The sequence below is a fragment of the Runella aurantiaca genome (genome assembly GCF_003339505.1).
GTDB lineage: Bacteria > Bacteroidota > Bacteroidia > Cytophagales > Spirosomataceae > Runella > Runella aurantiaca.
The window spans coordinates 102,672-127,033 of record NZ_QPIW01000016.1; the positions used below are offsets into that span (position 1 = coordinate 102,672).

A 24,362-nucleotide genomic window follows, 5' to 3' on the forward strand; every position below is an offset into this window, starting at 1 on the left:
TTTTGATTTTTTTACCCAAACTTCGTGAGAAAAAGGTTTTTTTTTACTTTGCCTACTAAAATGAGACGCCGCAAGTGTTGATTTACATTCAATTATAAAAGGCGAAACGCTCAACAAACTGAATATTTATTGAAATAAAATACCAAATCACAAAAATTCAAAAGTATATGGCTCGTAAAATCAGAATGGGGATGGTAGGTGGAGGCCGTGGAGCTTTTATCGGTGGGGTTCACCGAATTGCTGCCGCTATCGACGGTGAGATTGACCTCGTATGCGGGGCTTTTAGTTCAACGCCCGAAAAATCGAAAGCGTCGGGCGAAGACCTCATGCTCGATCCATCGCGTTGCTATGGCGATTATAAAGAAATGATTCAGAAAGAAAAACGGCGCAAAGACCGCATCGACGCGGTGTCGATTGTGACGCCCAACCACATGCACTTTGGCCCCGCCAAAATGGCATTGGAAAACGGCTTTCACGTAATTTGCGACAAACCCGTTACGTTTTCGTTGTCCGAAGCCAAAAAACTCAAAGATATTATTGCCAACACCGGTTTAACCTTTGCCCTGACGCATAACTACACGGGCTATGCGATGGTGAAGGAAGCCCGCCAACTCATCAAAAATGGTTTGTTGGGTAAAATTCGCAAAGTAATTGTGGAATATCCGCAAGGCTGGTTGTCGTTCCCGATTGAAAAAGAAGGGGCAAAACAAGCCGAATGGCGTACTGACCCCAAACGGTCGGGTATTGCTGGTGCGGTGGGGGATATTGGTACGCACGCCGAAAACTTGGCCGAATACATTACGGGCCTGAAAATCACCGAGCTATGTGCCGACGTAAACCGAGTAGTGGAAGGACGCGTACTGGACGATGACGCCAACGTATTGCTGCATTTTGACAACGGGGCCAACGGGATTTTGCATTGTAGCCAAATCTCCAACGGAGATTGGAATGGGTTGAATATCAGAGTCTATGGCGAATTGGGAACGCTGCAATGGCACCAAGAACGCCCCCAGTACCTACACCACAAAACGACCGAAGGATACCAAATCTATCAGCCATCGGTCGGTAAATTGTCTGACTCGGCCAATGCCCACACGCGTATTCCTTTTGGACATCCTGAAGGCTATCTCGAGGCATTTGCCAATGTTTATCGAAATTTTGCGCGTACGGTGCGTAAGCGCATGAACGGCGAAGAGCCCAACGAATTTGACTTAGATTTCCCAACCATCGAGGACGGAATCCGTGGAATGCAGTTTGTCGAAACGGTCATTGCTTCTGGCAAAAGCAATAGCAAATGGGTGAAATTTAAGAGTTAGTCAAAAGGTTGAGGAGCGGAAAACAAAAACCGCTCCTCAATTCTTTCCGAAAATGATTCAATTATTGACAAACCTACTTTGAACGATGCTTTTTATACGTCCATGATTGTCAGTCAGATTCAACAGGAAGAATCCTTGCTTTGGGAGCGACTGAAAGCGGGCGATACGGCCGCTTTTGGTGAGATTTCCATGCGGTATTATCGGCTGTTGTTTGATTATGGACGAAAATTTACCAAAGACCGTGAGCTTATTAAGGATGTCATTCAGGATGTTTTGTTGTTGATTTGGCAAAAAAAAGGGCAAATTGACTCAAACGAAAACGTAAAGCTATACCTCCTTAAGATTGTAAGGAATCGGCTGTACAAAGAACTGCAAAAACAGCAATTACGAGCTTCTGAAGATTATTTCGAACAGTTGGAAGTGGCTGATTCGGAAGAAGCGTTGATTATTTCGACCGAATCTACCCAAAGTATCATTGCCAAGTTAAATCTTCACCTTAAGGCACTTCCCAAACGGCAGCAGGAAGTTCTTTTTCTTAAATTCTACCAAGACCTCACCAATGATGAAATTGCGGAGGTGATGCACATCAACCGTCAGTCTGTCGCCAATTTGCTGCACAACGGTCTGCGCCTGCTCAAAGCCCGTTTTTTTCTGACCACCCTCGGTTTTCTGTTGATAGCCTGGATTGCGTAACAATGCTGTTTATCAAGTAGATATTCTCGCCCGCTCTCAGTCTTGACAATTTGATAATGATTCAAATTCTCCCCAACGGGAAATAATTTCTTCTTTTGCGCAAAAATTTTTGGCTTTCAATGAGTATCGGCAGGTATTCTTTGGATATACCTTACTAGATGCTCGGATAAGTACTATTTTTTCTATGATAGATTATAGCAGGTTTAAAGTTGAAGACTTCGTAACGGATGAGTCTTTTTGCCTTTGGGTAAAGGGAACCTCGCCCGAGCATACTGCTTTTTGGGAATTTTGGACGGAAGAACATCCCGAGAAATCGGAAACGATTACGCAGGCCCGTATTTTGTTGCTGGGCCTGAAAAATCAGCCTACGGCCATCAACGAAGATGAGATTTCGTTGGAGGTTGAGAAAATCGTGCGGTTGGTAGAAAAACCTACTCCTTTTAAAGTCCATTTTGGGCTGTCTTTTTGGGCGCGTATAGCGGCGGTGGTGGTTTTGGCAGCGGGACTTGGTTGGTGGTTGTGGTTTCGAAACCCTATCTCAATTTCTAAACTGAAACGCCCTGAAATAGCCGCGCAAACCACTGAAAATACCCGGGTGGAGGTCTCGAACAACACCCATTCTGATTATACTGCAACGCTGCCTGATGGGAGCACGGTTCAGCTAAAAAAAGGTAGTAAAGTGAGTTTTTCGGAGAAATTTTCGGGCGATAAGCGAGAGGTTTTCTTGACGGGAGAAGGTTTTTTTCAGGTAGTTCGTAATCCAAATAAACCCTTTTATGTGTATGCTAATGATTTGGTAACGAGGGTATTAGGGACGAGTTTTACGGTAAAGACCTATTCTAAGGAGCAAAAAGTAGTGGTGGCCGTCAAGACGGGAAAAGTAATGGTTTTCTCACTTTCTGAACTAAAGAAATCTGAAAAAATCGCCAATTATCATTTGCAAAGTTTGTACCTCCTGCCCAATCAACAGGCTACTTTTGAACGACAAAATGAGAAATTCAATAAGGCATTGGTGGAGCAGCCAGCCATCGTGACTCAGCCCGTAGAGACGCCCAATTTTACCTTTGAAAATACCCCCATTGCCGAAGTATTTGCCAAATTGAAAAAAGCCTACGGTGTAAATATCATGTACGACGCCGACCTCATGAAAAACTGTTCGGTCACGGCGCCGTTGGGCAATGAACCCCTTTTTGTGAAGCTTGATATTATCTGTAAAACGATTGGTGCACGCTACGAGATTGTCGAGACCGAAATCGTGGTTTCGAGCCGAGGGTGTCCGTAATTGCTTAAATTATAACCTTTTAACCATTACTCTATGTCCCCATAGCTACCCAACTACAAAAAAGAAGTCGGCAATGTTGCGACCATTACCGACCCTCTGATTTAGCCCCTTCATTTGTTAGCTGCAAATACCCGACAAATCGGGTGCTGAGGGGTGTTTTTATTCAAAAAAACTTGAACTAAAACCAATTCAAATGTATGGAAAGTTTACCAAAAAAGCGCAAACTGTTGCTTATAGCTATGCGAATCACATGTTTACAGTTGTTGATCAGCGTCGTGCTCAGTGGCTTGGCCGTTGCCAATGAAGGGCTGGCACAGGAGTCCCTTACCCGAAACGTGAGTGTGCAGATCGAAAACAAACCGCTCAAAACAGCGTTGGGCATCTTGGAAAAATCAGCAAATGTGAAATTCACTTATCTGCCCCAACTGGTTTCCAAAAATGATAAAGTGTCTATCTCGGCCAATATGCAGCCGTTATCGGTTATCCTCGAAAAATTACTCAAACCGCTCAACTTAGCGTATGAAGCATCGGGTGAGTACATTATTTTGACTAAAGCTGAAACGCAATTGCTCGAAAAAAGGGGATTTACCCCCATCAAGACCATTGACCAAAATGTGAAAGGTCGGGTCAACGATGAAAAAGGAGAAGGTCTACCTGGTGTAAGCGTACTCATTAAAGGCTCGCAACGCGGTGCCACAACCGATGCCAACGGCGAGTTTTCGTTGACGGTTCCTGACGAAAAAGCGATTTTGATTTTTAGTTATGTGGGCTATTTACCGCAAGAAATTGTGGTTGGGAATCAGACCAGCATCACGCTATCACTCAAAGCCGACCTAAAGACCCTCAACGAAGTGGTTGTGGTAGGGTATGGCGTTCAAAAGAAAGCCAATCTAACGGGCGCGGTGGATATGATTACGAGTGAGGTGTTTGAAAACCGCCCCATGACCAATATCAACCAAGGACTCCAAGGTGTTTTGCCAAACCTTAACATCAAAATGGGGGATGGAAAACCAAATCAGGCCCCTAGTTTTAACATCAGGGGTACCACTTCCATCGGCCAAGGTGGAAGCGCGCTTGTACTGATTGACAACGTAGAAGGTGACCCGAGTTTGTTGAATCCCAACGATATAGCCAGCATTACGCTCTTGAAAGATGCGGCTTCTGCGTCTATTTATGGCGCTAGGGGTGTGTTTGGGGTGGTGCTGATTACCACAAAAAATCCTACGGCGGGAAAAACCAACGTGACGTATTCCAGCAATTATTCAATTAAACAACCCATTGCAAGACCTGATTTGGTTACTGATGGCTACACTTGGGCTTCAATGTTTGCGGAGTCATTTGTCAATTTTGGCGGTACTTTCCCCCAAAACGCCAACAAAACCCTTAAATTTTCGCAGGCGTATTTAAACGAATTGAAAAGAAGGTCAGAAGTAGGGGGATTACCAGAGGTGGAAATTGACCCCGCGACGGGCGAGTACGTCTACTACGGCAGTACCGACTATTACGGACACCTATACAAGAAATACAACAGCTCGAATGAACACAACCTGAGTATTTCTGGGAGCAGCGACAAGGCGAGTTACTTAATTACGGGCCGTTATTTTGGACAGGAAGGCTTGTTTCGCTACAACTCAGACGATTATCGGGTGTTTAACTTTACGGGAAAAGGCTCAATCCAACTTTTTCCTTGGTTGAAAATCAACAATATGTCGCAATACTCCGACATGAAATACCATAACCCGCTCAACGTGGGCGAGGGCGGTGGTATATGGAGAAATATTGCGGATGAAGGCCACCCGCTAGCTCCCATGTTAAACCCCGACGGCACACTCACTTTTTCGTCGGCCTATAGTATCGGAGACTTTTATTATGGCAAAAACGGTATTGATAACAACAAAAAAGTGTTTAGGAATACGACAGGTTTTGCGGCCCAGTTTTTCAATGATAAATTCAGGGTAAAAGGTGATTTTACGATTCAAAACACCGACAACAACGACCGAACCAAAGCCGTACCCGTGCCCTACAGCATCAAACCCGGCACGATAGCTTACGTAGGAACCACCACCAATTATATCAACGATGTGTACCGCGAAACGGCCTACATGACCACGAACTTTTATACCGAGTACGAGGACACGTTTAAGGAAAACCATTATTTGAAAGTGTTGGCGGGATACAACTACGAACAGTCTAATTTCAGACGCCTTTCGGCGCAGCGAAACGGATTGATTTTTGAAGATGCCAACGACATCAATTTGGCCCTTGGACAAGCCATCAACACCACGGGTGGCTGGGAGCGCTGGAAAATACAAGGAGGTTTTGCCCGACTTAATTATTCTTACAAAGACCGGTATTTGTTGGAGTTGAACGGCCGCTACGATGGTTCTTCAAAATTTCCGAACAATCAGCGTTTTGCGTTCTTTCCTTCCTATTCAGTGGGTTGGAGAGTTTCAAAAGAACCGTTTTGGAAAGTGCCCGCGCACATTATTTCTGACCTGAAATTCAGGGCTTCGTACGGTTCTCTAGGAAACGGTAACATTGGCTCGTATGCATACCTAGAGCAATTTTCGATTTCGCAATCTGCAATGGTGCTCAATGGCCAAAGACCCCAGCAAACCCGAAACCCAACGGTGTTGCCAGAAGGGTTGACGTGGGAAACCGCTACCACCAAAAACGTCGGAATTGATTTGTCGATGCTCTCCAATCGGCTCACGTTTGTGGCCGATGCTTACATCCGGACCACTACCGATATGTTTACGGTTGGTTTGACGCTGCCCGCTGTTTTTGGTGCGGCTGCGCCACGAGGCAACTACGCAGACTTGGAAACCAAAGGTTGGGAGGCAATGCTTTCGTACCGGGATAAATTTTCGGTCGCTTCAAAACCCTTTAATTTCGATGTTCGTCTGACCCTCGCTGATTATAAGGCGGTGATTACCAAGTACAACAACCCTCAAAAACTTTTGAGTGATTATTACGAAGGGCAGGTATTGGGAGAAATTTGGGGGTATCAGACCGAAGGTTTCTTCAAGTCGGCCGATGACGTGAAAAACAGCGCCAGCCAAAATTTATTCAGAACGGCGTCTAATGGGCTGTGGTTTCCGGGAGATATTAAGTTTCGGGATACAAATGGTGACGGAGAAATTACTCCAGGTACTAATAGAATCGAAAACCCGGGCGACCGTTCAATCATTGGAAACTCCACTCCGCGATATACGTACGGGGTGATGTTGGGAGCTGATTGGAATAACTTCTTCTTCTCGGCCTTTTTCCAGGGTGTTGGAAAACAAAACTGGTATCCTAGCCGCGAAGCAAACCTGTTTTGGGGGCAGTACAACCGTCCTTATGGCGACATTCCCAAAAGCCAACTTGGCAATATCTGGACGGAACAAAACCCCGATGCTTATTTCCCAAGATACGTTTCTCGCATTGCCAGCAATGCCAACGGAACCCTCAGCGCCGCCCAGACCAGATACCTCCAAAATGTAGCTTATCTACGATTGAAAAATATCCAATTGGGCTACAATCTGCCGCGTACCATTGCTGGAAAAATCGGCGCTTCGGCCGCTCGGGTGTTTCTTTCGGCCGAGAATATCTGGTCATTGTCGCCATTGTACAAAATCACCCGTGATTTTGACGTAGAAAGCGCCGTGGCTTCCGATCAAGTATTTAATCCCGGTGGAAACTCAGGCGATGCTTATAATTATCCGTTGATGAAAAGTGTCACCTGTGGCTTGTCTATCACGTTTTAATCACCTAAAAAAGCACGATCATGAAGCTCAAATATATTTTTGTATTACTGACCTCTGCCTTGTTTATGGGCTGTAATTTGGAGGAACTTCCCGAAGCGACCACCTCAAAAGGCCCTATTTTTGGCAGTGAGAGCGGTTTGGTACTCTATACAAATTCGTTTTACACGATGTTTAACGGCAAAAATCTTCACCGGGCCGATGCCATGTCGGACTACTTGGCCCGTAGAGATTCGCCGCCGTTTATTACCGAAGGCAACTTCAGTGCCCAAATAAGCTCGGGCTGGACATGGAATGATTTAAGAAATATCAATTATTTCATCCAGAACTGTAACGACCCCAGAGTTCCCGTCGCGGTCCGCAACAATTACCTCGGCATTGCCAAGTTTTTCAGAGCGTGGTTTTATTTCGATAAAGTAAAACGTTTTGGCGATGTGCCGTGGATTGGCAGACCTCTTGACGTGACCGATACTGAATTGTTGTTTAAGGGACGTGACCCCCGCGCTATGGTGATGGATTCGGTCTTGGCTGATTTGGATTTTGCCTGTCAAAATATCATTTCGGGAAGTGAGCCTTCTCGTAGTTTGGTGACCAAATACGTGGCCTATGCCTTCAAAGCACGCGTTGCCTTACACGAAGGTACATTTCGTAAATACCACACCAATCTGGGGTTGCAGGCTACGGCGAGTGGGTTGCTAAACCAGGCGGCAGTAGCGGCCAAGAAGGTGATGGATGAGTCGGGCTATAAATTGTATGACGGGGCAGGTATTGATAAATCGTACCGTCAGGTGTTTATCAATGGCGCGCCGATTGCGACCGAAGTAATGCTCTCGGCGGTGTGTGATTTGGCATTGAATAACTTGAACGATGCCAACTGGTACTGGACCAGCGGTACGTATGGCGACAAAGCTAGTTTTATCCGTAGCTTTATCAATACTTACTTGAACATCGATGGGACGCCCTTTACCAACAATCCAGCCTACAAAACCATGTTGTTTAAAGATGAGGTAAAAGGGCGCGATAAGCGGCTGACCCAAACCATCCGGGCGGGAGATTATAAGCGCGTAAATGCGGGGGTTTTGGTGCCATCTCCGCCGCTTTTCTCTTACACGTTTACGGGTTATATGCCCATCAAATGGGCGTTGGATGATATGTATTACGATACCCGTGACCTAAATATCAACTCAGTGAGTATTTTCCGGTATGCCGAAGTGTTGTTGGCGTATGCTGAAGCCAAAGCGGAGCTTGGAACACTTACGGATGCAGATTGGGCCCTAACCATCGGGGCGTTGCGTAAAAGAGCGGGGATTACCGGCGGGCTAACCACCAAACCAACCGTGGTTGATAAATATCTGCAAACCACGTATTTTCCGGCCATTACTGACCCTGTTTTGTTGGAAGTACGCCGCGAAAGAGGCATCGAATTGTGCTTAGAAGGATTCCGTTTTGACGACATCGTACGCTGGAAAAGGGGCGAGTTGATGCAAATGGAATGGAACGGAATGTACGTTCCAGAACTGAATAAACCGATGGATTTGAACGAAGATGGTATTTTGGATGTCGCTTTCTACAAAACGCTTCCGACCAAAGTTCCGGGGGTAACCTACGTAGAAGTTTCACCGTCTATTGCGGGTAAGCCAAATTCTCAGCTTATTTCGGGAGATACTTCGGGCGAACTTACTTGGCTGAATAATATTCCCAGAAAGTGGGCGGAGAGAAACTACTATTACCCCATTCCGACGGGAGATCTTATTACCAATCCCAAACTTACCCAAAATCCAGGTTGGTAGATTGAGCCTAATATGAAGGCGAGACGTTAAGTATTTATTCTGCTATCAGTGCATTAGCTATCAGTGCATTAGCTCGGGCCATGACCGAGCTAATGCTGTTTTTGGGGGAGAATAACGATTCTTAAAACAGTAATAAAATTCTTTTTTTTACTTTACCTATTTATCAAAAAGCTTGCAGCGATTTGCTTAATTGCGGGCATAAATACCAAATTTTAGTCTTTTACTTATTCAAATCAATGAAAACCATCAAAGGACCTGCCATATTTTTGGCGCAATTCATGGGCGATGAAGCCCCGTTTAATTCGTTGGATACCATCGCCGCTTACATGGCTGATTTGGGTTATAAAGGCATTCAGATCCCGACTTGGGACCCGCGTTGCATTGACCTTAAAACCGCCGCCGAGTCAAAAACGTATTGCGACGAATACAAAGGAAAATTGGCCGACATTGGCGTTGAAATCACCGAACTTTCTTCGCACTTGCAAGGGCAATTGGTGGCCGTTCACCCCGCTTATGACCCCATGTTTGACAGTTTCGCGTCGCCCGAAGTACGCAATAATCCTGCGGCCCGGACCGAATGGGCGGTGCAGCAGTTGATGTGGGCCGCCAAAGCTTCTCAAAACTTAGGTTTAACCTCACACGTAACTTTCTCGGGTGCGTTATTGTGGCCGTTTTTGTATCCGTGGCCGCAGCGCCCTGCAGGATTGGTGGAAACGGGCTTTAAAGAACTCGGAAAGCGTTGGACACCGATTTTGAACGCGTTCGACGAAGCGGGCGTGAACGTTGGCTATGAGCTTCACCCCGGCGAAGACCTCCACGACGGAATTACGTTTGAAATGTTTTTGGAAGCTGTGGGCAATCACCCACGTGCGGGTATCAACTACGACCCAAGCCATTTTGTGTTGCAACAATTGGATTACCTCCAATTCATTGATTTCTACCACGAGCGTATTTTTGCGTATCACGTTAAAGATGCTGAATTCAACCCAACAGGTAAGCAGGGCGTTTACAGTGGATTCCAAGGCTGGGCCGACCGCGCAGGTCGTTTCCGTTCGTTGGGCGACGGACAGGTGGATTTTAGCGGTATTTTCTCAAAACTTTCGCAGTACAACTACGACGGTTGGGCCGTGTTGGAATGGGAGTGCTGCATCAAATCGCCGATTCAAGGAGCCGCCGAAGGAGCACCGTTCATTGCCGACCATATCATTCAAGTGACTGAAAAAGCCTTTGATGATTTTGCAGGAACGGGCGCCGACGAAGCCTTTAACCGTAAAGTGCTTGGTTTGTAAATCGTCAAATAAAAGCCTTCCGAAAGTTTTAAATTTTCGGAAGGTTCCCCATAAAAACTTATGTCAGGGTTCTCAAACCCTGACATAATAAAAAAGCGTCGGACGGTTTCAAACCGTCCGACGCTTTTTTATTTGCGACGTTACAAAAGGCTAATTTCTGGCAGGAGCACCTGGACCACCAGCACGGGCTGTGTTTGGCCGGCCAGGGTGTGACTCACCACGGTGGCAAGTGCTGCATCCGATGCGTGGCTTGCGCTCTTTAGTGGCGTAAGCAGGGATGGTAGCCAGCAAATCATCGTTGATTTTACCAACCATCGCTACCATGTCTCGGGCAATGGCGTGGTCATGCTTTTCTTCTGATGCCCAGTCGTTTACGTTGTGGCAGTGGCTGCAGCTTACGCCAAGCGTTTTGCTCCAACGGTTTTCCATGATACCCAATATCGCCTCCGCGGGTTGTCCCTTGAAAAGTTTGATGTTTTTGAAAACTTGTTCGGCGGGTAGTTTTTCTTTGCCTGCAATGGCTTCTTTAACCATTTTGGTGTATTTGGCGCGGTCGGCGGCAAGGCTATCTTCGCGCGGGTCGGCCGACTTGGTCGAAACGGGCGAAGGAGTAAGTGCAACCAACGACACAATTGCCGTAAGTGCAAAAAGAGCAGTAATCCATTTTTTCATGCTAAAAAGGGAGGTTAAAAAGTTACAAAAGCAAACTTATGAAAAAAGTAAAAAGGTGCAAGTTATTAGCCAATAAATAGCAATAAAATGCCCCTTTTAGTGATACTTTTTGCAAACCTTACTGCAATGTTTGACCTAACGGCGGTGCTATAACTCCACTCGTCCCATGACGGGGTCGCTGAAAGAGGTTTTTCCCGTTTCTACTCTTCCCGCAAAGCGCTGTTCAAAGCTGTCAACCCCTTCTACCTTTACGCTGAAATCATACCAGCCAAAACTGGTTTTAAGGTCGAGAACTACCGACAGCATACTGCCTTTGTTGGATACGACGTCGAGTGTTTTGGTTTGAGTGGGCGTTTTGTAGGCATTATCAATAATCTGCACTTTGATTTTTCGCTGCGAGCCTAGGTTACGCAGTTTCAATTCTACATTGCCTGTCAATTGTTTGCCCTGCGGCGACGACCGCTGGTATTCGCATTGCACCGAGATTTGCGGGTCGTTGGCATTTCCGTTGTATTCTCGGAAAAAACCATTGGGACCGTACACGCGAAGGTGATAGTTGTCGTTCTCGAAATTTTGCAGCGGCCACGTATCCGTCAGGGTGTCGCCTGCGGTCACGGCATACGACCATGCTTTCAGGTCTTCAAATGCACCACTGGGTTGGGTGCGGTATTTGTGCGGTGCATATACCTGAAAAGGTGCACCAACCGCCTTTTTGCCAAATACGTCATTTTTGGCACTGAGATGAATCTGAAACGATTTTTTATCGGCGCTCAATTTGCCTTCGGCATATAGTTCGTAGGGCAGGGCGGAGGCAGGGCGAATCCCTTTTTCTTGCTGCGGCATCAGCGGCGATGCCACAGGATTCTGGTTGATTTGCTCAATTTCAGCCGCGCTGAGTTGTTTGAAGTTCGACGGCGCTTTTTTGAATTTGGCTTTGTGAACACTTTGGATAAAAGCATCTTTGACCACCGAAGTCGGCAGTTTGATTTCTTCGCCGTTGTAAGGTCGGAAAGCCGATGTTAAATCACCGCATACCGTACGACGCCAAGCACTGATGTTGGTTTCTTCGATTTTTTTCTTGGTTTTATGGCTCAAAAAATGTTCCATAAACTGCAACACCGACGTATGGTCAAATACCTGAGAGTTGACATAACCACCTCTACTCCAAGGTGATGCAATCAGCATGGGCACTCGATACCCTAAGCCAATAGACCCGGCCCGCCCTTTGTTTTGCGGACTTGCCTCTTTGCGTTTGTTTTCCTGCTCCATGCTCACGTGTTCCACACTCGGGTCAATGCCTTTGGAAACCTTACCGTCAGAGAGGTCGGGTTTGGGAGCCACAAACGGGGGCACGTGGTCAAAATAGCCGTCGTTTTCGTCGTAAGTCACGATGAAAATCGTCTTTTTCCAAACATCAGGATTTTGGGTCAAAATATCCATGACCTCCGAAATATACCAAGCACCGTACCAAGGCGCGCCGGGGTGGTCGGAGAAGTTTTCGGGGGCAATCACCCACGAAACAGTGGGTAATTTGCCCGTTGTTACATCTTCTCTGAATTGGTGCAGCGTATCGCCTTTGGGAATAGATACCTGACGTTCAACATCACCATCTTTGTAGGTATGCGTGGTCAGTTCGTGGTAATGCGGGTCGTTGATATTGGTGGTAAACGCTTTTTGGTGCAGGTTTTTTTCGCGTTGCGAAAGTTTTTCAAAATTCTCACGACTCCATTTTTCGCGGTCTTGCTTGGCAAGTACGAGCATGTCTTGCTTGCGTTTCAGGGCTTTTTGGGCCACTTCGGTTTCTTTACCGGTTTGTGGAAGCGTTTTGAGCTTTTGTTCCAACGTGGCAATTTCGTCGGGCAGTGTTTTGAGTTGAGTGGCCAGAAATTTCTGATAACCACTCGAAAACCGAACGTGGTATTGGGTAAACCATTCGATGGGATTGTCGGTAAAATTGGCAAGCCAAGCCTCTTCATCGCCCGTAAAGCCCATCGGAAGGCTCAGTTCATTTTGGTAGATTCTCCACGAAATATTGTTGTCTTCCAAGCGCTCCGGAAACGTGGTCCAACTTGCTTCATCTTCATAATCAACGTCAGAATTTCGAACGTTGGCCTTGGAGTTGATGTCGGGTTTTTCGCGGACGGTTCCCGTCCAGAGGTACAGGCGGTTGGGGGTTGTGCCCGTCAATGAAGAACAAAAATGTTGGTCGCAAACCGTGAAGGCATCCGCCAATGCGTAATAAAAGGGCACATCTTCGCGGTTGTAATAGCCCATGGTCAGGGGCATGGCCGAGTATTCTTTGTTTCCCGACCGTTTTACATCCAGCCAACGGTCATATTTACCGTCGTTTCGTGCATCCACCTGATTTTCCCACGAGTGAGGCAGCGCACTCATCCACGTCGCTTTGGTGTCTTTGATATCCAGCCGAAACGGTGCGTAGGTTTCTCCTGCGGCATTTTTTTGGAGCCAAACCAAATTTTTATTGGGCAAGGTAATGGCTCTTGGATCATTAAATCCTCGCACGCCCCGAAGGGTGCCAAAGCAGTGGTCAAAGGAACGGTTTTCCTGCATCAACACCACGATGTGTTCGGCGTCAAGGTAGGTACTTCCGGAAGGTGGATTGATTTCCAGTGCTTTTTGAATGGAGGCAGGCAACATGCCCCATATACTTGCCCCACTTGAGAGGAGTGCCGCTTTTTTTAGAAAGTCTCTTCTGGAATCCATAAGGTTGTCTGAAGCTGAAAAATGGAGAAAAGTGGATAAATAAAAATACTACTTAAAAGGAGGGAATAGTGACTAATTGAGCCCCCACAACAAAAGTACTATTTTTAGTTTTATTTACTTTCTTGTTTTTATCGACTCCCAACGGTTGGCACCGGTACGACTTCAGAAGGGTTTTAATGTACTGCCAAAGTAGAGTAAAATGCTTAATTCATCCCCATTCGATACTCCAACGGACTTACCCCCACTTTTTGCTTAAAAAGTCTCGTGAAATGTTGGGGGTATTTGAAGCCTAATTCGTAGGAAATTTCGCTGATGGATTTGGAGGTGTCGAACACTTTCGGCTTAGCGGCTTCCATCAACTTTAAATAATATGTAGGAAGTCTTTGTAATGTTCAAATTTTGAGTCGGATGTCATTAGAGCGAGGTTTTTGCTTTGGGCAATAGCGACCAAAAAACGATCGAATGGGTCTCGGTGACTGTCGTAAAGGGGAATATTTTGGTAATTTACCACGTGGGAATCCTTAATGGGTAAAATAGAAAAATCATCAATTTTAATCTGCCGGATAACAGTTGCCACATCCACAATAAAAGCGGGAAGCTTATTCAGTTTGTACTTAATCGCTAATTCCATCAAACTTATTTGACTCACAAAAATTTGATTTTCTGTATCGGTCAGCAGCGACAATCTGTTGTTATCTAATTGTTCATTTCCTTCTTGAAACCATATCAAAATATGAGTATCAATCAAAATATCCATAGGTTTAAAACATATATTCCTTCAAATCATCCAGAGGTTCGTTAAAGTCGTCAGTTAGTCCAACTTTACCTTTCAGCCCTCCTGGTTTGCGACGTTTTATTTTTGGTGACGTTTCCTCCACAAAAGTTACAATCACCTCCGATTTTTCGATATTACGAGGCTTTTCAAGCAGTATTACCACTCCATTTTCATAAATACCTTTGACCGACGTTGGCATAGTTTGTTGTATTTTCTTTGTCAAAGATAGCGAAAATTCAATTCATCCCCATTCGATACTCCAACGGACTTACCCCCACTTTTTGCTTAAACAACCGTGTGAAATGTTGGGGGTATTTGAAGCCTAATTCGTAGGCAATTTCGCTGATGGATTTGGAGGTGTCTAACACTTTTGTTTTGGCGGCTTCCATCAACTTCAAGTGGATAAACTCCAGCGCTGTTTTCCCCGTTTCTTTTTTGATTAAATCTCCAAAATAATTGGCAGAGACGTTTAGCTTTTGGGCAAAGTAAGCGACCGAAGGTAGGCCATCCATGCCCAATTTTTCGCCAAAAATGTACGCATTAAGCCGATTTTCAAACTGTGCTAACAGGTCATGGTGAACCACCTCGCGGGTGATAAACTGACGGTCGTAAAACCGAGAACAGTATTTCAGGAGTAGTTCAAGGTTAGCAACAATGATTTGCTTGCTGTGTTTATCAATATTTTGCTTGATTTCCGTTTCTACGTTTGCAAAACACAGGTCAATCAACACCCGTTCTTTTTCCGAAACGTGCAAGGCTTCGTACGAGTCGTACCCAAAAAACGAATATTCGTGGATTTGCTTGGCGAGGTGGGTGCCATGTAATAGGTCCGGGTGAAAAATCAAGGCTTTTCCGTAGGGCTGATGCCATTCACCTTCGGGTTCGCTGGCGCCAATTTGCCCGGGCCCAAAAAACACGATGGTCCCTTCCTCGTAGTCATAGTATTTGAGACCGTATCGTAAGTCTCCGCACCTGCTGTCCTTGATGATGATGGCATAAAAATCAATTCTGAATTTACTGCGTTGAATAAGGTCAGATTTGTCCAAATCCACCAGCCCAATCAAGGGGTGTAACATTGGGTGGTTGAAGGTTTGGCAGTACTTTTTTATGGAGTCATAAATAATCATGATCTTGTTTTTTTTACCAAAACTACGCACGAACGGATTGAAATAAATCGCCACCCGTAAAAATGGTAAGTAAAACCGTGAAATGTATAAAAGCAACGAGATAGGTTGTATATAATTTTGTAGCATGTAAAATAACTGCCTATCAATGAAATATTTACAAATTGTTTTTTTACTCTTTCCCTTAACTTTTATGGTATTGTCAGGAGTTAGCCAAACCCCTGACAGTACCCAAACCACTTCTACCTTTTCGGGGACAGTGGGGATTACCAACAATGGATTTTCGATTATTCCCACTTTTTCATTGAATCACCCCGCAGCTATCATGAATTTTTCGTGGCGCAAAAAACGGGTTAGTTTCGAGCCTGACATTCGCCTTGTTCCTGATGCCAGCAAAGGTGGATTGATTTTTTGGGTGCGTTACCGTCTGATTGAGCAAAAGAAGTTCAGTTTGCGGGTAGGTGCGCACCCCGCCTTTACCCTCATTCGTAGCAGCATGACCGACAATGGGAATACCAAAGAAATTACCGAAATGCTGCGATTTCTTGCCTTTGAGGTCGTGCCGAGTTACCAAATTACGCCCCACGTTGGGGTAAGTGCCATGTATTTACAAGGAAATGCTTTGCAAAAGCATGGACCTCAGCTCACAAGAGTACTGTTTCTCAATACGGCGTTTACGGATATTAGTTTGAGCAAAAATCTATATTTGAATATCTTCCCAACGGTTTTTTTTCTCAATACCGACGGCTATAAGGGAAGTTACTTTACGGCAACGGTGGCGGTGGGGCATAAAAAATCTCCGCTTAGTTTACAATCCACCATCAATCAGACTTTTAAGTCGAATGTGCCGGGAAATCAGGATTTTATGTGGAATGTGATGGTGGCGTATAGTTTTAGCAGACAATATAAACGTGTTAAATAACAGATTCAAATGAAAGAATACACCCTAAATATCAACAACAAAAAAATACAGGTAGAAGCCGACCCGGACACTCCGCTTTTGTGGGTCATCAGAGACTACGCTGGGCTAAAGGGTACCAAATTTGGCTGTGGCATGGGGCTTTGCGGTGCCTGTACGGTCCATCTGAACGGGCAAGCAATACGTTCGTGTCAAACGCCGATTTCTTCGCTCAAAGCAACGAGCAAAATCACAACCATTGAAGGTATCTCAACCAATATTGACCATGATGTACAGAAAGCATGGATCCAAGAACAAGTGCCGCAGTGCGGCTACTGTCAATCGGGGCAAATTATGTCGGCTGTGGCCCTTTTAAAGATTAATCCCAAACCAACGGATGAAGATATTGATACCTACATGGCAGGAAATATCTGCCGATGTGGTACGTATGAACGTATTCGTAAAGCGATTCATGTGGCATCAAATGAAATGAAAAAGAAATAATCACCCGTTGACCCAATTGAATTTATCATGGAAAATAATCTTGTTAATCGCCGCAATTTTTTAAAATATACGGGTTTGTCGGGAACGGCGTTGGTTTTAGGTATTTCAAATTCCAATGCGGCCGTTGTCACCGCCGACACCGTAGAAACAGGGCATGCCCTGTTTCTACAACCAACCCAACCCAATTTGGGGTTGAATCTGACCCCGTACGTCATCATCGAAAAAACGGGTAAAATCACCATTTTTAATACCAAACCCGAAATCGGTCAAGGAACGTACCAGTCCATTCCTGCCCTAATTGCCGAAGAACTGGAATTACTGCCCGAACAATATACCGTCTTACAAACGGGGGGTGAGACAAAATTTGGCCCTATGCAAATGTCGGGTGGTAGCATGTCGGTCAGGTTGAATTACAATGAACTCCGAAAGGTTGGAGCTTCAGCCCGCGAAATGTTGCTTTTGGCCGCGAGCCAACAATGGAATGTACCTGCGTCGGAATGTTATGCCGAAAAGGCAAAAGTTGTTCATAAGCCTTCGGGAAAAAGTATCGGCTATGGTGACTTAGTAGAAACTGCCGCAAAGTTGGAAGTACCTAAAAACCCCACCCTCAAAGACACCAAAGATTTCAACATCCTTGGCAAATCAGTAAAAAGGCAGGATATTCCTTTGAAAGTATCGGGTCAGGCCGTGTTTGGGATTGATGCCGACGTGCCCAACATGGTCTATGCTTCGATTGAGCATTGTCCGGTGTTTGGAGGAAAGCTAACAAACTACGATAAAACTGCCACGATGAACGTGGCAGGAGTGGAGCAGGTTGTTGAAGTGGAGCGGGTGTTTGGAGTTTATCAATCAACGGGCGTGGCGGTTATTGCCAAAAATTATTGGGCAGCTTTGAAAGGTCGAAAAGTCTTGAAAGTTGTCTGGGACTACCAAGGAAACGAGAAATTTAACTCCGAAACTTACGCTCAGTCTCTGCGGGACATGGCGAAGAACGAAGGCATAATAGATGCCAACGTGGGTGACTTTGACAAAGCCTTTGGTGAATCTGTCAAAAAAATAGAAGCATTTTACGAAACGCCTTTTGTGGCTCATTCACCGATGGAAGCCATGAATTGTACGGCCCATTGGAAAGAAAACAATACCTTGGAAATCTGGACTTCTACGCAAGTGCCGTCAGATGTAATGCGAGATATTCCTACGCGTTTTGGATTAAAACCCGAAGACGTAACCCTTCACACGGCATTCAGTGGGGGTGGTTTTGGGCGTAGATTGGCCATAGATTTTATCGTAGAGGCGGTTGGTTTGGCTAAAACCCTCAAAAAACCGGTAAAAATGATTTGGACGCGGGAAGATGATACCCAATTAGGGCCTTTTCGTCCACCGACGTTCTCTGCATTGAAAGGAGGCATTTCGGAAGAGGGTAAACTGATGGCTTTCCAGCACAAGGTGATTTCGCCTACTATTATGTCGTTTTTAATGCCCAATGTCGATAAAACGAAAGTCGATGAAACAATGGTGGAAGGTATCAGTCATCAAGCCTACGAGATACCAAATATGAGAAACTCGTTTGTATATGCCGATATTCACATCCCGATGTTTTGGTGGCGTTCGGTAACAAGCTCTACTTTGGCATTTTCGCACGAATGTTTCATGGATGAATTGGCACACGCTGCGGGCAAAGACCCTATGGCTTTCCGTTTGGAAATGCTCACGAAAGATTCGGACACCAAACGAGTGTTACAAAAACTCAAAGAAGTGTCGAATTGGGACAAACCGCTTCCCAAGGGCAAAGGTCGTGGCGTGGCTCAGTATGAATTTTTTGCAGGATTGGGCGGACAAGTCATTGAGGTAACGAAACTCTCGGACAATTCCGTAAAAATAGACAAAGTCTATGCGGTTATTGATTTGGGGACGGTCGTCAACCCCGATACGGTCAAGGCCCAAGTAGAAGGGGCGGTCGTGATGGGAGTTACGGCTGCAATCAAGAATGGCATTACTTTCGCTAATGGCAAAACCGTTCAAAGCAATTTTCACGATACTCCTGTACTTCGTATCAACGAATCGCCTCCTGTGGAAGTACATATTTTAGCGAATGGTGGCAGTAAAATCAAAGGGGTGGGTGAACCCGGTTTGCCACCCGTAGCCCCTGCACTGGCCAACGCCATTTTTGCAGCAACGGGCATTCGATTGAGAAAAATGCCTTTTGATTTAGATAATTTAGGATGATGAATTCGGAGAAAAACATATTTGAACGAATGTTGGAAGGGGGAATTATTCCCCCTGACGACCCGCAAATGCCTTCCATGTGGGAGGTAGTGAATCGGACATTGAAACTGAACCCTGACCTTAACAACTCAACTGACACAGACCAAATTAGGGAGCGGCTAAGTGAGATTATCGGTAAGCCAATTGATGCCAGTACCACGATTTTTGTGCCTTTTTACACCAATTTTGGGCAGCATATTCAATTGGGTAAAAATGTGTTTATCAATCACGGTTGTACCTTTCTCGACCTTGGGGGAATTGTGATTGAAGACGATGTATTGATTGGGCCTCAAGTTTGTATCATTACCGAAAATCACCCCATCGACCCCGCCAAACGCAAGTCGCTTGATTTAAAATCGGTAACGATTAAACGCAATGCTTGGATTGGCGCCAACGCCACGATTTTACCTGGGGTGACTGTTGGTGAAAATTCGATTGTGGCCGCAGGGGCGGTCGTGGCAAAAGATGTGCCCGCCAATACCGTCGTAGGTGGAGTACCGGCAAAAGTCATTAAAATACTATAAAATAAACCCGTGGAGCGCCGGCATAAGTACAGAGATGTACTACTTTCAAATGGTAAAAACAGCAAAATCCTACGTAAAATGGAAATGACTAAGCAAGATTCAATTTTTCCAAGAGGGCAAAAACTCCCGACCGAATGGTTTACGGGAGATGCATTTTTACACCTTTTGGTTACAAAAGATAAAAATCATGAGTTCTCTGCCGGAGCAGTGACCTTTGAGCCGGGAGCCAGAACCCACTGGCATACGCATCCTAAAGGACAGGCTTTGATTGTGATCGAAGGGCAAGGGTTTTATCAGGAAAAAGGGGCGGAGGCAAGAGTAATTAAAAAAGGGGATGTTGTCAATATTCCTGAAAATAGCGTGCACTGGCACGGGGCGTCAGCAACCTCAAAAATGGTACATATCGCCATTACGAATTATAAGGATGATGTGCAGGTTACGTGGCTGAATCCTGTTACCGATGAAGAATTTGAAAAAGTAAATCACCTGTGAGGCACTGTAACTTTTGAACAGTACTAAACAAATTAATCTAAAGTTAGTAAACATGAAAAATAAACGAAACAAACTGTTATTCATAACGACAGCAACTTTTTTGGCCTTGTTTTCTACCGTTTGCATAGGACAGACATCAAGTAAAGGAAAAGAACTACAAGCCATATTCCCCAAAGGTAATTTAGGCCCTGCCGAGAACTTTACCGGAAATGCGTGGAATATAGGCTTGGTTGCAAACGATAGCACCTATAATACGGTCGTTGGCAATGTGTATTTCGAACCCGGAGCAAGAAGCAATTGGCATATCCATCCTGCTGGCCAGATATTGATTATAACAGACGGGGTAGGTTACCACCAGATACAAGGACAACCACGACAAACCCTCAGAAAAGGTGATGTAGTCAAATGTCCTCCCAATGTAATGCATTGGCATGGGGCAAGTCCGGATACGGGAATGCTACAGATGTACATTATACCAAATACAGAAAAAGGCATTGTTACCTGGCTAAAGAGAGTGACAGATGAAGAGTATGGTGGAAAAAACGAATAATAAACAAGGGAAATGATGAGCGTAAAAAGTATAAATGCTTATGGAGCAGAGGCTTCTACTGCACCAATCAAAAATGTAACCATATCGCGCAGGGATGTTACACCTCAGGATGTGGAAATAGACATCCTGTATTGCGGAATTTGCCATTCAGATCTACACGCTGTTCACAATGATTGGGGTGGCACGGTGTATCCGATTGTTCCCGGTCACGAGATTGTTGGAAAAATCACAAAAATTGGTGAAGGTGTTACCAAATTTAAAGTGGGCGACTTGGTCGGGGTGGGGTGTATCGTAGACAGCTGCCGTGAATGCGACCATTGTCACGATGGAAACGAACAATTCTGCAACAAGGGTTGGACGGTAGTCTTTAACTCACCCGATAAAAAATACGGCGGCATTACCTATGGTGGTTTTTCGGAAAGCATTGTCGTGGATGAAAATTATGTGGTCAATATTCCCGAAACATTGGCTTTGGCTGCTACAGCCCCGATTCTTTGCGCGGGTATTACGGTATATTCTCCTTTAAAGCATTGGAAAGCAGGCCCGGGGAAAAACGTTGGTATTATAGGGCTGGGCGGTTTGGGCCACATGGCCATCAAAATCGCCAAGGCAATGGGCGCTTATATAACCGTATTTACCACTTCGCAGGCGAAAGCCGAAGATGCAGAACGTTTAGGGGCAGATAAGGTCGTTTTGTCGTCTGATGCGGGTCAAATGAAAAGTTGTCCAAAACAGGATATGATTTTAGACACGGTATCTGCCAAACACAACGTAAATGATTATCTGAATTTATTAAAAGTCGATGGTTCATTAGTGCTGGTTGGATTGCCCAATGAACCTCTGGAAGTGGGAGCTTTCAACGTAGTGAATGGACGAAAAAGTTTCTCTGGTTCTAACATTGGAGGTATCGCCGAAACCCAGGAAGTGCTTGATTTTTGTGCAGAGCATAACATCACAGCAGAGATAGAACTCATTAAGCCTGAACAGATCAATGAGGCTTTTGAGCGGTTGGGAAAAAGCGATGTAAAATATCGCTTTGTTGTGGATATGAGGTCTTTACGCGATTAAATTTAAACCAAATTACGGCGGTAATAGAGCAGGTAGCTAAGGTCTTTGCAGGTGCAAAACACCTGCAAAGTTTTTTTAAATAAAGAGTTCCAATGAAAATATACACGTCAAACAAAAATCACTATGAAACAGTTAATGCTGACTCTCTCTCTTATGTTTTCAATAATTGCCTGTTTAGCCTCCTGCGATAAAGATAATTTACCACTAAATAACACCGAGGAAATGGCAACTGACAATACAGTGAAAAGCAATAAAGTTCGGATCAAAATCGGGGCAAGTACTTTTACGGCTACTCTTTTGGACAACCCTACTGCCAACGCCTTTAAGGCGCTGTTGCCGCTGACAATCAACATGAAAGAACTCAATAACAACGAGAAATTTTTCGATTTTCCCAAAAGTCTTCCCACAAATTCGTCAGTTCCAGCAAGTATCCAATCGGGAGATTTGATGATGTACGGGGCAAATACATTGGTGTTGTTTTACAAAGGTTTTACAACGGCTTACAGTTACACCAAAATTGGTAAAATTGACGATGTAACGGGGCTGACAGCAGCACTTGGGGCTGGGGATGTAAAGGTGAGTTTTGAGATAAATCCAACGGAATAACGCACGAAGTCCTTTTGAATAGCTTTGCAAAATAATGTGGACTAATGCCGACACCCGGGTACGTAGGCTTGGGGATGGCCTAGGTGTCAATCGTCTTCTTTAAGCAGATTTTGATACTGAAAATAATACAACACCGAGCTGGCAGTGAAGCAAACTGCCATGATGATGCGCGGTAAATTCCAACTCTGAGCAAAACCCGCAATTAGGGTAACCAAAGCGGCTAATCCCATGCCGATGGTGGCTATTTTGGCCCAGCGCCGACGCTTTTCAATATCCATTTTGAGTAGAATAAAATGAGGAAGAAAGGGTTACTTAATGGTCATTGGGCTGGTGCTTAAAAAATTGATAACCAATTTGTTAAAGATTTTTGGTTTGTCCATATTTGATAGATGACCCGCTCCCTTGATGACCGCTTTCCGAACGTTGAAGATTTTCTGGGCCATTACATCAGCCACTCGGTGAAAACTTTCTTCGTCTTTTTCGCCTACCAACAGGAGCGTAGGGGCGCGGATGGAAGAAACCAAATCGAGAGTCGTAGGAGTGCCAAAAGCAGGGTCGATTCGGGGATTGATGAAATGATCGCCGTGGTAATCGGCAATCATTTCGCTCAAATTAATGATGGTTTTGTCGTCGGCGGCATACAGGCGCATGAGTGGGGAGCGCAGCCACACATCCTGCTGTTCGTCGTGCCATCCTTGGTGCGAAGCCAGATCAACGATTTTGTTGACTACGGCTTTGAGTTGCGGGGTTTCGTCGGTAAATCCATCTGGATTGGCATCGGCAACCACGATTTTGAGGACGCGCTCGGGGTGAGTGGCCGCAAAATTGAGCGCCACATTTCCCCCCAGTGCTACGCCTACTAGATGCGCTTTTTCAATTTTCAGGAAGTCAAGCAATGCTTTTAAATCATCGCTTGGATTGTGAGGGTCGCGGGCGCGGGCAGATTGCCCAAAACCGCGAATATCATACCGAATCACTCTAAAATGACGGGCAAAGGCGTTCCATTGGGCGTTCCACTGGCGAGAGTCCAAGGCCGTTTCGTGGATAAACACCACGGGTTCGCCTTTGCCTTCTATTTCATAATACAGCTTTGTATCGGCCACGGGAGCCAAACCGGTCAGTGTTTTTTGCGCCGATACTCCTCCCGTAAACATTCCCCACAAACTCAAAAAAACAAAAATCCGCATGAGACGAAAGAAATAGTTTAGGAATAATGGTTGACACTATCAGTAATCATCAAAATCGTCGCTGCCTCCGTTACCGTAGTAGTCATCGTCATCGGTGCGGCTTTTTTTGCCAAGCCCTTTGTAGAGCAATGATTTTTTAAGGATAGAAATTTGTCCTGCGTGGTATAAATCGTGTTGTAAGATGCCGTGAAGCATGGTGTAGAAATCATATTCACGACCGGGTACGATTTCTTCCAAAAACTCGTCGTCCTCGCGTTTTTCAAGTTCGGCAATCAATTCTTCTTGACTGAGACTCAACTCCATTTGGAGGGCTTCCCACTCAAATTCATCAAAAACAAGGAAGGATTTCCAATCACGGGCTTTGGTTACCTCATACTCTCCATCGCCTTGTAAGCGTTTCACCACAAAAATCCGCCAGGTGGTCATGTGATATACCAATTCCGCAATGCTGTGGGTATTGGGCATTATTTTTTGGGAGGCCATTTCCCACGACACGTCACTGAGAACCTCTACTACCGAAGGACCATGCCATGCTTCTTCGCTTTCGTATATAAGATTAAATTGATCAATAATTCGGAGTAATTCTTCTTTCTTGTCCATTGGGATAGTTCAGCGAAGTTTTTGGTTAATCGGTAGCTTTTTAGTGAAATTATAAGAAATGCAAAGTTATTGAATACTCAGTACTAACAACTCATTGTGATTCCGAAATCTTGCATAATTATGCAACTTTTGAACGTTTTGTTCCCTAAAACAGCAAAATAAGGAAGATAAGAGGGCCTTTTACGATGTTAATCAACTTGGTTTTTAAACCTTTCTTTGTCCTTATCAAAGCAATAAACAAGGGGAAACTTCCAATA

General features: G+C 45.1%; 22 protein-coding genes and 1 pseudogene. 14 read left to right on the plus strand and 9 right to left on the minus strand.

Going from position 1 to position 24,362, the window contains the following annotated elements:
• Window positions 1-167: 167 nt before the first annotated feature.
• From DVG78_RS18655 to DVG78_RS18680, 6 genes are all read left to right on the plus strand, one after another.
• Window positions 168-1,316 carry a Gfo/Idh/MocA family protein gene (locus DVG78_RS18655; protein ID WP_199563273.1) on the plus strand — a complete coding sequence of 383 codons (1,149 nt, stop codon included), beginning with the start codon at window positions 168-170 and terminating at the stop codon, window positions 1,314-1,316.
• A 78-nt stretch (window positions 1,317-1,394) separates the two neighbouring features.
• Window positions 1,395-2,009, plus strand: coding sequence for an RNA polymerase sigma factor (locus DVG78_RS18660; RefSeq protein ID WP_147277114.1), 615 nt, complete (start codon window positions 1,395-1,397; stop codon window positions 2,007-2,009).
• A gap of 184 nt (window positions 2,010-2,193) precedes the next feature.
• A complete protein-coding gene (locus DVG78_RS18665; RefSeq protein ID WP_114462560.1) occupies window positions 2,194-3,291 on the plus strand; it encodes a FecR family protein in 1,098 nt (365 codons plus the stop codon).
• A gap of 239 nt (window positions 3,292-3,530) precedes the next feature.
• Complete coding sequence (locus DVG78_RS18670) at window positions 3,531-7,040, plus strand: TonB-dependent receptor (protein WP_229598268.1); 3,510 nt, start codon at window positions 3,531-3,533, stop codon at window positions 7,038-7,040.
• A gap of 20 nt (window positions 7,041-7,060) precedes the next feature.
• Window positions 7,061-8,827, plus strand: coding sequence for a RagB/SusD family nutrient uptake outer membrane protein (locus DVG78_RS18675; RefSeq protein WP_114462561.1), 1,767 nt, complete (start codon window positions 7,061-7,063; stop codon window positions 8,825-8,827).
• Between the two features lie 236 nt (window positions 8,828-9,063).
• Window positions 9,064-10,116 (plus strand): sugar phosphate isomerase/epimerase family protein, encoded by a 1,053-nt coding sequence (locus DVG78_RS18680; RefSeq protein ID WP_114462562.1) that lies wholly within the window; start codon window positions 9,064-9,066, stop codon window positions 10,114-10,116.
• A gap of 150 nt (window positions 10,117-10,266) precedes the next feature.
• Here DVG78_RS18680 and DVG78_RS18685 read toward each other — a convergent pair whose 3' ends face one another.
• The 6 genes and pseudogenes from DVG78_RS18685 to DVG78_RS18710 form a co-directional block, all read right to left on the minus strand.
• Complete coding sequence (locus DVG78_RS18685; protein WP_114462563.1) at window positions 10,267-10,788, minus strand: c-type cytochrome; 522 nt, start codon at window positions 10,786-10,788, stop codon at window positions 10,267-10,269.
• 147 nt (window positions 10,789-10,935) lie between these two features.
• Window positions 10,936-13,512, minus strand: coding sequence for a phosphocholine-specific phospholipase C (locus tag DVG78_RS18690; protein ID WP_114462564.1), 2,577 nt, complete (start codon window positions 13,510-13,512; stop codon window positions 10,936-10,938).
• A gap of 203 nt (window positions 13,513-13,715) precedes the next feature.
• Window positions 13,716-13,877 (minus strand): annotated as a pseudogene (locus DVG78_RS18695) (helix-turn-helix domain-containing protein); the annotation flags it as partial.
• Window positions 13,874-14,269, minus strand: a complete 396-nt coding sequence (locus tag DVG78_RS18700; RefSeq protein ID WP_114462565.1) for a type II toxin-antitoxin system VapC family toxin — start codon at window positions 14,267-14,269, stop codon at window positions 13,874-13,876. The pseudogene DVG78_RS18695 and the gene DVG78_RS18700, both read right to left, overlap by 4 nt.
• Before the next feature lie 4 nt (window positions 14,270-14,273).
• Entirely contained in the window at window positions 14,274-14,486 is a 213-nt protein-coding gene (locus DVG78_RS18705) for a DUF2281 domain-containing protein (RefSeq protein ID WP_114462566.1), read from the minus strand.
• A 37-nt stretch (window positions 14,487-14,523) separates the two neighbouring features.
• Window positions 14,524-15,414: a helix-turn-helix domain-containing protein gene (locus tag DVG78_RS18710; protein ID WP_114462604.1), complete on the minus strand. Its 891-nt coding sequence runs from the start codon at window positions 15,412-15,414 to the stop codon at window positions 14,524-14,526.
• A gap of 145 nt (window positions 15,415-15,559) precedes the next feature.
• On the opposite strand from DVG78_RS18710, the gene DVG78_RS18715 reads away from it, so the two are divergent.
• The 8 genes from DVG78_RS18715 to DVG78_RS18750 all read left to right on the plus strand — a co-directional run bounded on the left by DVG78_RS18715 (window position 15,560) and on the right by DVG78_RS18750 (window position 22,318).
• Window positions 15,560-16,333 carry a hypothetical protein gene (locus tag DVG78_RS18715; RefSeq protein ID WP_114462567.1) on the plus strand — a complete coding sequence of 258 codons (774 nt, stop codon included), beginning with the start codon at window positions 15,560-15,562 and terminating at the stop codon, window positions 16,331-16,333.
• Window positions 16,334-16,342: 9 nt separating this feature from the next.
• Window positions 16,343-16,813 (plus strand): (2Fe-2S)-binding protein, encoded by a 471-nt coding sequence (locus tag DVG78_RS18720; protein WP_114462568.1) that lies wholly within the window; start codon window positions 16,343-16,345, stop codon window positions 16,811-16,813.
• 27 nt (window positions 16,814-16,840) lie between these two features.
• Window positions 16,841-19,039, plus strand: a complete 2,199-nt coding sequence (locus tag DVG78_RS18725; protein WP_114462569.1) for a xanthine dehydrogenase family protein molybdopterin-binding subunit — start codon at window positions 16,841-16,843, stop codon at window positions 19,037-19,039.
• A 29-nt stretch (window positions 19,040-19,068) separates the two neighbouring features.
• On the plus strand, window positions 19,069-19,602 hold the full coding sequence (locus DVG78_RS18730; RefSeq protein ID WP_229598269.1) for a sugar O-acetyltransferase: 534 nt from the start codon (window positions 19,069-19,071) through the stop codon (window positions 19,600-19,602).
• 78 nt (window positions 19,603-19,680) lie between these two features.
• Window positions 19,681-20,094 carry a (R)-mandelonitrile lyase gene (locus DVG78_RS18735; protein ID WP_199563274.1) on the plus strand — a complete coding sequence of 138 codons (414 nt, stop codon included), beginning with the start codon at window positions 19,681-19,683 and terminating at the stop codon, window positions 20,092-20,094.
• A gap of 52 nt (window positions 20,095-20,146) precedes the next feature.
• Window positions 20,147-20,644 (plus strand): cupin domain-containing protein, encoded by a 498-nt coding sequence (locus DVG78_RS18740; RefSeq protein ID WP_114462606.1) that lies wholly within the window; start codon window positions 20,147-20,149, stop codon window positions 20,642-20,644.
• Window positions 20,645-20,656: 12 nt separating this feature from the next.
• The gene (locus tag DVG78_RS18745; RefSeq protein WP_310589130.1) at window positions 20,657-21,712 is read left to right on the plus strand and encodes an NAD(P)-dependent alcohol dehydrogenase; all 1,056 of its coding nucleotides are present in this window, start codon (window positions 20,657-20,659) and stop codon (window positions 21,710-21,712) included.
• Between the two features lie 123 nt (window positions 21,713-21,835).
• Window positions 21,836-22,318, plus strand: a complete 483-nt coding sequence (locus DVG78_RS18750; protein WP_114462571.1) for a cyclophilin-like fold protein — start codon at window positions 21,836-21,838, stop codon at window positions 22,316-22,318.
• A gap of 86 nt (window positions 22,319-22,404) precedes the next feature.
• Here DVG78_RS18750 and DVG78_RS18755 read toward each other — a convergent pair whose 3' ends face one another.
• Genes DVG78_RS18755 through DVG78_RS18765 form a run of 3 tightly spaced genes read right to left on the minus strand, consistent with a single transcriptional unit; the run spans window position 22,405 to window position 24,105 of the window.
• Window positions 22,405-22,596 carry a hypothetical protein gene (locus tag DVG78_RS18755; RefSeq protein WP_114462572.1) on the minus strand — a complete coding sequence of 64 codons (192 nt, stop codon included), beginning with the start codon at window positions 22,594-22,596 and terminating at the stop codon, window positions 22,405-22,407.
• A 30-nt stretch (window positions 22,597-22,626) separates the two neighbouring features.
• Window positions 22,627-23,505: an alpha/beta fold hydrolase gene (locus tag DVG78_RS18760; protein WP_114462573.1), complete on the minus strand. Its 879-nt coding sequence runs from the start codon at window positions 23,503-23,505 to the stop codon at window positions 22,627-22,629.
• Between the two features lie 39 nt (window positions 23,506-23,544).
• Entirely contained in the window at window positions 23,545-24,105 is a 561-nt protein-coding gene (locus DVG78_RS18765) for a DinB family protein (RefSeq protein ID WP_114462574.1), read from the minus strand.
• Window positions 24,106-24,362 lie beyond the last annotated feature (257 nt).